A 10,426-nucleotide genomic window follows, 5' to 3' on the forward strand; every position below is an offset into this window, starting at 1 on the left:
CCCAGCCCGGACACGCAGCCCGGTCGCTCAGCCCGTCAGCCCCGGTCGACCTCGACGACGACGTTGGTCGACTTCACCACCGCGGTGGCCGGCTTGCCGGGCTCGAGGCCGAGCTCCTCGGCGGCCTCGGTGCTCATGAGCGAGACGATGCGGTAGTCGCCGCAGGCGATCTCGACCTTGGCCATGATGCGGTCCTTCTCGACCGAGGTGACGATTCCGGTGAGCCGGTTGCGGGCACTGGAGAGCTTGTCGCCGCGGATGATCGAGGCCTTGAGGGCTGCGAGGTCCTCGGCGGGCAGCACCCGCTGGTTGCCGCGGCGCTCGAAGGAGACGCGGCCGTCGGTCTCCCACCGGCGCAGGGTGTCGACGCTGACGCCGAGGGCCGAGGCGACCTCGCCGATCCGCAGGTAGGCGCTCATGTGCGGATCGTAGGCGTCGGGAAGCGGGCGCCGCCGACGATCCGGACGACGACCTGCTCGCCCGCCGCGACGTCCGCGGTCGTCTCCACCCAGGCCGAGCAGGACTCGCCGGCCACGCGCACGCGGCGTCCGTGCTCGCGACGCAGCACCTGCTCGACGCGGGCGTCGAGGTCGTCGGGACGCCGGTCGGCGGGCGGGACGAGCGCGAGGTCGATCTCGCGTGCCAGCAGCAGGCCGTCGGGGAGCCTGACCTCGCCGGTGAAGCCGAGGAACCGCGCGACCTCCTCGGTGGGCGGGGCGACCTCCAACTCGTCGGGCGTGGCCAGGGCCGCGAGCCGCCCGTCGAGCAGCACGCCGATGCGGTCGGCCAGCGCCCAGGCGTCGCGGCGTTCGTGGACGACGACGACCACCGCGGTGCCGGCCTCGCGCAGCGCGGTGGCGAGGTCGAGGGTGAGCCGGTCGTGGGCGTCGGGGTCGAGGCCGGCGAACGGCTCGTCGAGGAGCAGCAGCTCGGGGCGGACCGCGAGCCCGCGAGCGAGGTGGACACGGCGTCGCTCGCCTCCCGACAGCGCACCGGCAGGACGACGGGCCAGGTGACCGGCCCGGAGCAGCTCGAGCGCGGCGTCGGCCCGAGCGCGGCGCTCGCGTCGGGGCACTCCCCACCAGGCGAGGGCGAGTTCGACGTTGGCGCGCACCGAGCGGCGGGCGAGGCCGGCGTCCTGGAGCACCGTCGCGCTGCGACCGACCATGCCCATCCTGCCGGAGGCCGGTGGCAGGATGCCGCCGAGGGTCTGGAGGAGCGTGCTCTTGCCGGCTCCGTTGGGGCCCAGCACGACCACCGTCTCCCCCGCGGCGATCTCGAGATCGATCCCGTGCAGCACCGTGCGGCGTCCGCGGCGGACCTCGACGTCGGCGAGATGCGCCACCGGGCCGGGCCAGCCGGCCAGATCGGCGGCGGTCACGACGACCACCCGACCCGACGCATGCCGCGCCCGGCCTGCACGATCGTGAGCAGCGCGGTGATGATGAGGATGAGGCCGAGCAGCACGATGCCGATCGCGAGACCGTCGGCGAACCGGGCCGCCTCGACGCGCTGGAGGGCGGCGCTGGCCAGCGTCTGGTCGAGGCCCTCGATGTTGCCGCCGACGAGCACCACCGCCCCGACCTCGGAGAGACCCGACCCGACCGCGGCGATGATCGCGGCCAGCAGGCCGGTGCGGGCCTCGCGCACCGCCAGCGCCGCCACGCGGAACCGCGAGGCGTGGAACGCGCGCGCCTGGTCGAGCAGCCCGGCGGGCACCTCTCGCAGCGCGGCGGCGCCGAGCGCCACGATGACCGGGAAGGCCAGTGCCGTCTGGGCGATGATCACGCCGTTGAGGGTGAAGAGCAGGTGGAAACGGCCCAGCGGAGCCTCGGGGAACATCAGCAGCGCGAAGACCAGCCCGACGAGCACGGGCGGCAGCCCGAGGCCGGCGTTCGCGACGACCATGAGGGCGCCGCGACCCCGGAACCGGCCCAGGCCCAGGAGCAGCGCCAACGGCAGCCCCAGGACGATCGCCGCGCCGGTGCTGATGAGCGAGACCTTGAGGGTGACCGTCACCAGCTGCCACAGCCACGGCTCGCCTCCGATGACGATGCGCCACGCCTCGGCGAGACCGTCGAGGAAGAACCTCATCGCCGGCTCACCCGACCCGTCACCGCGCGTCCTTCGGGACGACGTAGACGAGGCGCCCGTCATCGAGTCGGTACACCTCGCCGACCCGCTCGCCGTTGCCGACGACCTGCCGCCCGTCGGCCGGCACGTCGTCGACCGTGGCGTCCGAGGGAGCCGTGATGCGGTCGGAGGGGGCCGGGTCCTGGCCGCGGGAGAGCGCGTCGGTGAGATCGAGGGAGGACAGGGCCGCGAGCAGGAAGCCCACCGCCAGCACGATGCCGAGGTCGAAGAGGTTGACCAGCCCGTCGAGCGGGTCGCCGGCGCGGTCGTGACGCCGGTGCGCCCGGCGGCTGACCGACGTCATCGGATGCTCCCGGGGCGCGACGCCGCCTCGTCGGTGAGCAGCGCGGCGAGGTACTCCAGATCGGAGAAGTCCTGCCCGTAGAGGCGTTCGCGCACGAGGCTGAGGGCGAAGGCGAGCGCGCCGACGAGCAGACCGAGCACGGTGATCGAGAACGCGACGCGGAGGTTGTCGGCGAGGGTCTGCACGTCGCCGCCCGCCAGCCCCTCCAACGCCGGCGAGAGCGGGATGAGGGTGCCCATCAGGCCGAGCGCCGGGCCGAAGCGCACCAGCAGTCGGGTACGTGCCAGACGCCGCTCGCAGTCGAAGTCGAAGTCGGCGAGCCGTTTCGCGACGGCGGCCTCGGGGTTCTCGCGGCTCGAGGCCTCGACCAGGGCTGCGGCGGTGTCGTGCATCGCCACGCTGCGGGTGACCGCCGCCAGCGCCGTGCCCGCCGCGGACGGGTCGCCGTCGGCGAGCGCGGCACGCGCGGCGGCGGCCGCGGCGTCCAGGTCGGCGAGGCGACGGCGCGAACGGGCGCGGCGGGCGTACTCGACGGAGAAGATGCCGGCCTCGACGACGACGGCGACCAGCGCGAGGATCGCGAGGATCACCACCGGGCCCTCCAGCGCGTCGGCAGCCGCGAAGACCACGTCGTAGATGCGCTCCATGAATCAGCCCTTCCGTGCCGGACGGCGCCGGCGCGGGCCCATCATCTCCATGGCGGCGCCGGCGGCGTACAGCGCCACGCCCACGAGGGTCAGCAGGAGCCAGCGCGGCAGCCGCAGGACGGTGTCGTCGGCGCTGCCGGACGTCGCGGGCGCCGGGTCGGGGGTGATCCCGGTGGCGGGCGCCGGAGCAGCGGCCAGGGTGAGCACCCGGCCCCGCACCCGGACGCCGTCCGGGCGTGACGGATCGGTGCGTGGGGTCGACTCCGGCGGCGGCGGAGCGGTCGCCCCGGCACCGCCGGCCTCCGCTCCTGAGCCGGGGGCCGCAGCGGTGCCACCCGAGGACGGGGACGCCGTGGGTTGTCCGGGGGTGCCGCGGGAGCCGCCGGTCGTGCCGGTGTCGTCGCTCGCCCCTCCGGTCGGCGGGCCGTCGCCGCCGTCGCCCCCACCGCCACCGCCGCCGTCCTGATCGGGAGCGACGGTGAAGGAGACGGCCCGCTGCGCTCGGCCCGACGAGCCGTCGTCGGCGTAGACCGTCAGGGTCACCGTGAACGAGCTCTGCTCCCGCGTCGGTGCGAAGCGGTGCGACGTCGTCGGGCCGCTTCCCTGCGTGCCGTCGCCGAAGTCCCAGGTGGCGCTCACCCCGGGCGGGGCGTCGGGGACGGTGGCGGTGAAGTCGTAGGAGCGGGTGCCCCGCGGGGTCGCCGTGATGGTCGGGCGCAGCAGGCGTCCGGTCAGGTGGGCGATCACCTCGAGGGTCTGCCCCTGGCCGGGTGAGGTCTGGAAGAAGCCGTTGCGGTCGGGGTCGGCGGAGACGTTCGCGTCGGAGCCGTCGCGCAGCGGCCGGATGTAGGTGATCGAGGAGCCGTCGGAGCACACGGCGGGCGGCAGGCCGTCGGCGCCGGTCGGACCGAGCTGGCCCTGGTCGAGCGGGTGGGAGACGCCGGTGGCGTCGAGCACCTGGGTGTAGGTGACGGCGTCGGCGGTGGCGTCGGGGTCGGTGCGCTCGATGAGCGCGGCGAGGGAGACGCCGTTCGGGCACTGGCCGGCGGCCGGTTCGCGGCCGTCGTCGGTGCGCAGGGTGTAGGTCGCGGCCACGCATCCCTCGCCGCTGCACGACCCCACCTCGGCGAGCGAGAAGGCCTGCTGGGCGACCTGGCGGCCATGGTCGACGATGCGGACGACGACCTGCGGTCCGCCCTCACGAGCCGACGCCGACGGCGCTGCCGTCGTCCCCGCGAGGAGGACGAGCGACAGCGCCGTCGTGAGTCGGCCTCGGGTCATCTCCGGGTGACCTTCACCTTGCCGATGCGGGCCGAGGCGGGGGCGAGCAGGTCGCCGAAGACCGGATCGAGGCTGGCGTCCTCGATCTGGCTGATCGCCTGGGTGCTGGCGATGTAGTAGGCCGTCTTCGTGGGCTTCAGCGTGAGGCTGAAGCGGCCCTTCGCGCCCGTGACGGCCTTGCCGACGAGCTTCGGCGCCGGGAGCCCGGTGCCGGGCAGCACACGGAAGATCCGCACCGTGACCCCGGCCAGTGCCGGCGTGCCGGGGACGACGTTGGTCAGCGAGCCGCTGAGCTTGACCTTCTTGCCCGTCGCGACCTTCGTGGCGCTCGGCTCACCGGTGATGGTCGGTGCCGCCGACGGGAGGAACGGCGCGCCCTGGTCGGCGAGGTAGGAGCCGATCTCCTTCTGCACATCGGGGCTGGTGACCCAGTTGAGGAACGCCGTGGCGGCCGCGGTGTTGATGTCGACATTGGGGCTGTCGCTGAACTTCGCGGGGTTGATGCCGTAGGCGTGGAAGGAGTTCACCAGCACGGCCTGACCGCCCCGGGCGGTGTCGTCGTTGTCGCGCGTGACGATCTGGAGGTTGGTGGCCTGCCCCGTCGACTGGAGGTAGTTGAAGGTGCCGCGGTCGGTGAGGACGTAGCAGTTGCCGCCGGGGTAGTTGCAGGTGGAGGCGTTGAGGATGTTGGGGCCCTGGGTGAGCCCGGTCGCGTGGTACCACGACGGGTAGCTGATGCTGCTGGGGCAGGCACCGGTCGTCGTGCTGGGGCTGGTGCCGCCGCCGTTCGCGGCGCTGACGTCGCAGGTGGTGACGCCGGAGGTCAGCGCCCAGATCGCGTGCTCCTGGACCGTGGTGCCGGGGGTGCCGCCGCGGGAGACGAAGTTCGCGGTGCCCGCGGCGCCGGCCGCGGCGACCTTCTCGAAGGCGGTCGCGATGTCGTGGGGCGCTCCGGTCAGCACGCCGGCGGGGTCGGACGCCGGCCCGAGCAGCACGTAGTCGCCCCAGAAGATCGCGCGACCGTACTGCTCGAGGGAGTAGCCCTGGTCGACGAACTGGTTCTCCAGAGAGGCGGCGTGCACGATCATCGCGTCGGCCGTGCCGGCCTGGGCGTAGGCGATCGCGGCGCCGGTGCCCTTGCTGACGTACTGGAAGTCGTACTGCGGGTAGGCGGCCTCGAAGCCCGGTTCGAGCACTTTCTGGGCGAGGTACGAGTCGAAGACGTCGCTGGTGCCGACGACGACGAACGGTTCGGGGTCGGCGGCCGAGGCGGTCGGCACGGCGGCGAGCGCGGCCAGCGAAAGACCTGCGGCCGCCGCGGCGGCGGCGAGGACGGCGGCGCGGGACGCGCGGCGGGGGGTCGGTCGGAGCATGCGCTCTTCCTATCGTGTTTCCTAGGCAATACCTAGGCACGATTCGGAGCCGTCCGCGATCCGGATGGGCGAGGGTCGACTCACCCGGCGGTGGAGGGCACGTGTGCCGGTCGATGCCGAGCGGGAAGACCGGACCCATCGCGGACACCCGGTCCGCCACCCCGAGGAGGACCCGAGATGGGATACGGAGCCGGAGGATTTCTCGTCGCCGTCGGACTGGTGCTGGCCCTGGCGGTCGACGACACGGTGCAGGGCGTCGACCTCGTCACGGTCGGCTGGATTCTGACCGCCGTCGGAGCGGTCCTGCTGCTGCTGACCGCGATCACGATGACCAGCGGACGTCGTGCGCGGTCCGTCGCGACCACGACCCACGCGGACGGCACCCAGACGGTGCGCGAGACCCGCAGCGAGGTCTGAGCCCGACGGGCCGACCGCCGCGCGGCGCCGATCAATCGGCGTCCGCGCGGCGCCGCGGGGCCAGCGGTTGCCGCACCGGTCGCGGCGCGCCGACCCGATGGGCGGTCGCGCCGAGCGGACCGGCGTCGAGTTCGACGAGGGCGCCCGGGGCCAGCGGCGGCACGGCATCGCGGCCCTGGCGCCCCCAACGCTCGGCCAGGCAGCCGTCGCCGCAGGTGCCCGAACCGATGAGGTCGCCGGGACTGAGCCGGCTGCCCCGTGAGGCGTAGGCGATCATCTCGGCGAACGACCAGGCCATGGAGTCCAGTGGCGCACTGCCGAAGAGGACGCCGTCGAGGCGCGCACGCAGCTGCACCCCGCTGCCCTCACCCGTGGCGAGACCGGGCAGTTCGTCGGCCGTCAGCAGCCAGGGCCCCAGGCTCAGCGCGGAATCCTTGCCCTTGACCGGGCCGAGCGGCCCCTCCATCTCGCGGGCCTGGAGGTCGCGGGCCGACCAGTCGTTGAGCAGCACGTAGCCCGCGATGCTGGCGGCGGCCTCCTCGATCGTGAGGTCGCTCAGATCGGGCATGCCGGTCAGCGGGCCGACCACCGCACCCACCTCGAGCTCGAAGTCGAAGGCCCGGCAGCCGGGCGGGATCGGCACCTCGCCGACCGGACCGGTCAGCGTCGCCGGGTTGGAGAAGTAGTGCAGCGGCTGCTCGTACCAGACGTCGGGCGCGGTCTCGCGGCCCTCGATGAGCATCCCCATCCCGAGCACGTGCTGCTCGAAGGCCATGAAGTCGCGCACCGAGGGCGGCGTCTCGATGGGCGCGAGCAGCTCGACCTCCCCGACGGCACCGACCGGCGCCGTCCCCAGGGCCTCGGTCGCCGCCGCGAGGAGTTCCCCGGACGCCACGAGGTCGAGCACGCGGACGCCGTCGGCGAGCGCATGCACCACATCGGCCTCGTCGAGGACGCCGACCCGCGGCGCCGACGTGTCCTGCGTGCGGAAGCGGACGATCCGCATGTCACTCCCCCTCCTCGGCGCCGGCCGTGGCCCGCGCCCACTGCGCCATGCATCCGAACATCTCCGGACCGGTCGGGGCCGGGCCGCCCTCGAGCTGCCGGTAGATCGCCAGCACGTTGGCCGCGAGCCGCTCGCTCTCGGGCAGGTGGGCGAAGGGGCCGAGGTCGATGTCGCGCGCAGCCTCCTCGACCGTCAGGCCCCGTGCGTGCCGCTCCCCCGCCTCCTCGGCGACGAAGGACAGATAGTCGGCCATCTCCCCCACGCGCGCCAGCGGCAGCACCGGCCCGTGGCCGGGCACGACCTGCGTGATGCCGTGGTCGGCACCGAGGGCCCGCAACCGCGTGCACGCCTCGATCCAGCGCTCGACCGGGCCCTCCCACATGATCGGCGTGCCCTCGGCGAAGACGAGGTCGCCGGCCAGGACGACGCCGTCGCGCGGGCAGACCACGACGGTGTCGCCGCGGGTGTGGGCCGGGCCGAGGTCGAGCAGCAGCACCTCGACGCCGCCGACCGACAGCTCGCGGCTGCCGGTGAAGGTGGTGCCCGGCAGCCGGGGCGGGTCCTCGACGAGCTCGGCGATCGCGAAGTCGCCGAAGCACGACGCCGTGAACGCGCCGATGGGGCCCGGGATGCCGGGCAGGGACGCGACCGTCGCCGGGCCGACCGCCTCCATGTCGAGCACAGAGGCCGCCGACGCCACGATCTCGACGTCCGCGTGCAGGACGCCGTTGCCGAACCAGTGGTCGCCGTTGCCGTGGGTGTTGACGGCGACCGTGATCGGCGCGCCCTCGTGGTGCGGTGCCATCTGGCCGAGCATCGCCTCGGTGCGGGGCCGGTCGAAGAGGGTGTCGACGAGCAGCGAGGCGCCCTCGCCCACGATCAGCCCGGTGTTGCTGTGCCCCCAGCCGCCGCGGGGCGGCACCCACGCATGGGTGCCGCCCGCGACGTGCTGCACGGTTCCTCGGTTCACCCGGCGGCCGTCCGGTCGGCGTCGGGGAGTTCGCCGGGGAGTTCCTCGGTGAAGGTGGTGACCGGACCACGACCGCCGATCATCACCGCGGCGATGATCGCGGCCACGGCCGCCGCGACGGCGCAGATGAGGTAGCCGGTCGCGTAGGCGTCGCTGAGGGCGTGGAACGCGACGTCCTTGAGCGGGTTGATCGCGGCCGGGACGGCGTTCGCGCCGAGCGGCCCGGACTGGACGGCGCCCACGGCGGCCGCCAGTTCGCCCTTGGCCTCCGGCGGCGCGCTGGCGGGCGAGGCCAGGAACGACTGGTACGCCGAGGCCAGCTGCGGGTCGGAGGCGAGCCGTGCCGCGATGGCGTCGCCGGCCCGCGAGAGGCTGACGGCGCCGATGATCGCCGGACCGAGCGTGAGGCCGAGGTCGCGCAGCATGCTGGTGGCACCGCTGGCCATGCCGGCCTTGCCGACCGGCACGCTGTTGACCGCGACGACGGTCACCGCGGTGACCGCGAGCTTGAAGCCCGCGCCGATCGCCAGCAGCGGGACGGCGACCGCGGCGATCGAGACGTGGGTGGCGGGGATGAGCGCCATCGCAACGTCGCCGGCGCTGATCAGCGCCATGCCGCCGGCGAGGATCCAGCCGGGACTGTGGCGCTCGATGAGCCGGCTGCTGACCGGGAAGAGCACGACACCCATGATGTTGAGGCACACGAAGGCGACCGCGGTCTTGAGCGGGGAGTACCCCTGGATCGCCGAGACCCGGATGCTGGTGGCGTAGGCCGTGCCGAGGTAGGCGAACATGCCGATCACCGTGACGGCGGCCGTGGTGGCGAAGACCCGGTTGCGGAACAGGCTGATGTCGAGCAGCGGGTGCTCGCGGCCGCGCTCGTAGAGCACGAACGCCGTCAGCAGCACGGCACCCGCGGCCAGCCAGAGCAGGACGCCGGCGTCGCGCAGCCCGTGCTCCTCGGTGTCGATGACGCCGTAGAGCAGGGCGAAGAAGCCGGCCGACACGAGGATCTGGCCGATCGGGTCGAGTCGGCGTCCTTCGCGAGCCCGGGAGTCCTGGCTGAGCAGCAGCGTGACGACGGCAGAGACGGCGGCCAGCCCGGCGAGGGCGAGGAAGGGCCAGCGCCACGAGGCGAACGGGCCGCCGTCGTGGTCGAGGCGGACGAGCAGGCCGGAGGCCACCGGCGCGACCACGCCGGCGCCGGTCAGGGCCGCGGCCCAGACCGAGAGCGCGTGGGAGCGCTCCTTGACGGTCGTCGTCGCGGCGGCCAGCAGGGCCACCGAGGTCGGGAAGATCGCAGCGGCGCCGATGCCGGCGACGACCTGGCCGCCGAGCATGATCGCGACCCGCTGGCCGTGGGCGGCGTCGGGTCCGGGCGTCAGGGCGGTCAGGACGCCGCCCGCCGTCATCAGCGCGGCGCCGATGATGAGCAGCCGCTTGCGACCGAAGAGGTCGCCCAGCACGCCGAAGGTCAGCTCGAGCAGCGTGATCGGCACGAGGAAGGCGTCGGAGACCCAGGTGAGCTCGGTCGAGGTGGTGCCGAGATCGCGCTGGATGACGCCGTTGAGCACGGCCGGCATCGAGACGCCTATCTGGGCGACGGCGACCGCGAGGGCCGCGGCCAGGAGGGTTCCCGCCGTGAGGGCGCGGCCGGCGGTGCGGGGATCCGCCGGCGCCTGCGAGGTGGAGGTCATGACTGTGAACGGAATCACATCAGGGACCCTGATGTACAGGGTTCCTGATGAATTTCTCCGATCCGGACCAGTCCGCCCCCTCGGCCGCACGGCTCGCACGGCTCACGGGCGGCTCACGCCAGCACGTCAGGCCTCCCCCTCGGCGGCCGCGCCGCCGGTCGGGATGCCGAGCGCCGCGAGGCAGCGCAATGTGGAGCGCCGCAGCTCCCGCGCCTCCTCGGCGCTGAGGTCGGCGAGCATCTCGGCCTCCAGGGCCGCGACGTCGTCGCGATGACGTGCCAGCAACCGTCGGCCATGGTCGGTCAGGCTGAGCACCAGGCGCCGCCGGTCGCGCGGGTCGCGGTGGCGGTCGATGAGCTCGCGCTCGGCCATCGCGGTGACCATCTCGGCCATCGTCTGCGCGGTCACGAACGAGCGGCGCGCCAGCTGGGCGGAGGTGAGGTCGGGATGCCGCTCGAGCACGGTGAGCGCCGTGTACTGGAGGGCGGTCAGGCCGTCCCCGCGCACGAGATCGTCCAGTCGCGCCCGCACGGCGAGCTCGAGCTGCTTCATCAGGTAGAGCAGGGTGGGCGGCTCCGGCGAGGTCGGCACGCACCGC

Annotated in this window: 12 protein-coding genes; 1 reads left to right on the forward strand and 11 read right to left on the reverse strand. The window is 73.8% G+C overall.

What is annotated here, in order from left to right; all coding sequences use genetic code 11:
- Positions 1–35 precede the first annotated feature (35 nt).
- The 7 genes from ABD671_RS18510 to ABD671_RS18540 are packed head-to-tail and all read right to left on the reverse strand — an operon-like array spanning position 36 to position 5,738.
- The gene (locus tag ABD671_RS18510) at positions 36–419 is read right to left on the reverse strand and encodes a TOBE domain-containing protein (protein ID WP_344734927.1); all 384 of its coding nucleotides are present in this window, start codon (positions 417–419) and stop codon (positions 36–38) included.
- The gene (locus tag ABD671_RS18515) at positions 416–1,381 is read right to left on the reverse strand and encodes an ATP-binding cassette domain-containing protein (protein WP_344734928.1); all 966 of its coding nucleotides are present in this window, start codon (positions 1,379–1,381) and stop codon (positions 416–418) included. Before ABD671_RS18515 ends, ABD671_RS18510 begins: the two co-directional genes overlap by 4 nt.
- A complete protein-coding gene (locus tag ABD671_RS18520) occupies positions 1,378–2,094 on the reverse strand; it encodes an ABC transporter permease (RefSeq protein WP_344734929.1) in 717 nt (238 codons plus the stop codon). The genes ABD671_RS18515 and ABD671_RS18520 overlap by 4 nt, the downstream gene beginning before the upstream one ends.
- Before the next feature lie 19 nt (positions 2,095–2,113).
- Complete coding sequence (locus ABD671_RS18525; protein WP_344734930.1) at positions 2,114–2,437, reverse strand: DUF2149 domain-containing protein; 324 nt, start codon at positions 2,435–2,437, stop codon at positions 2,114–2,116.
- Positions 2,434–3,084, reverse strand: a complete 651-nt coding sequence (locus tag ABD671_RS18530; RefSeq protein WP_344734931.1) for a MotA/TolQ/ExbB proton channel family protein — start codon at positions 3,082–3,084, stop codon at positions 2,434–2,436. The genes ABD671_RS18525 and ABD671_RS18530 overlap by 4 nt, the downstream gene beginning before the upstream one ends.
- A 3-nt stretch (positions 3,085–3,087) precedes the next feature.
- Positions 3,088–4,365, reverse strand: a complete 1,278-nt coding sequence (locus tag ABD671_RS18535; RefSeq protein ID WP_344734932.1) for a PKD domain-containing protein — start codon at positions 4,363–4,365, stop codon at positions 3,088–3,090.
- The gene (locus ABD671_RS18540) at positions 4,362–5,738 is read right to left on the reverse strand and encodes a substrate-binding domain-containing protein (RefSeq protein ID WP_344734933.1); all 1,377 of its coding nucleotides are present in this window, start codon (positions 5,736–5,738) and stop codon (positions 4,362–4,364) included. The genes ABD671_RS18535 and ABD671_RS18540 overlap by 4 nt, the downstream gene beginning before the upstream one ends.
- A 177-nt stretch (positions 5,739–5,915) precedes the next feature.
- Here ABD671_RS18540 and ABD671_RS18545 point away from each other — a divergent pair, with 177 nt between their 5' ends.
- The gene (locus ABD671_RS18545) at positions 5,916–6,155 is read left to right on the forward strand and encodes a DUF6458 family protein (protein ID WP_344734934.1); all 240 of its coding nucleotides are present in this window, start codon (positions 5,916–5,918) and stop codon (positions 6,153–6,155) included.
- Positions 6,156–6,186: 31 nt separating this feature from the next.
- On the opposite strand, the gene ABD671_RS18550 is transcribed toward ABD671_RS18545, so the two are convergent.
- The 4 genes from ABD671_RS18550 to ABD671_RS18565 form a co-directional block, all read right to left on the reverse strand.
- Complete coding sequence (locus ABD671_RS18550; protein ID WP_344734935.1) at positions 6,187–7,161, reverse strand: fumarylacetoacetate hydrolase family protein; 975 nt, start codon at positions 7,159–7,161, stop codon at positions 6,187–6,189.
- Position 7,162: 1 nt separating this feature from the next.
- Complete coding sequence (locus tag ABD671_RS18555; protein WP_344734936.1) at positions 7,163–8,116, reverse strand: MBL fold metallo-hydrolase; 954 nt, start codon at positions 8,114–8,116, stop codon at positions 7,163–7,165.
- An 11-nt stretch (positions 8,117–8,127) separates the two neighbouring features.
- Positions 8,128–9,828, reverse strand: coding sequence for an MFS transporter (locus ABD671_RS18560; RefSeq protein ID WP_344734937.1), 1,701 nt, complete (start codon positions 9,826–9,828; stop codon positions 8,128–8,130).
- 126 nt (positions 9,829–9,954) lie between these two features.
- Positions 9,955–10,419, reverse strand: a complete 465-nt coding sequence (locus tag ABD671_RS18565; RefSeq protein ID WP_344734938.1) for a MarR family winged helix-turn-helix transcriptional regulator — start codon at positions 10,417–10,419, stop codon at positions 9,955–9,957.
- Positions 10,420–10,426 lie beyond the last annotated feature (7 nt).

It is taken from the genome of Nocardioides fonticola, from assembly GCF_039536805.1.
Lineage (GTDB): Bacteria > Actinomycetota > Actinomycetes > Propionibacteriales > Nocardioidaceae > Nocardioides > Nocardioides fonticola.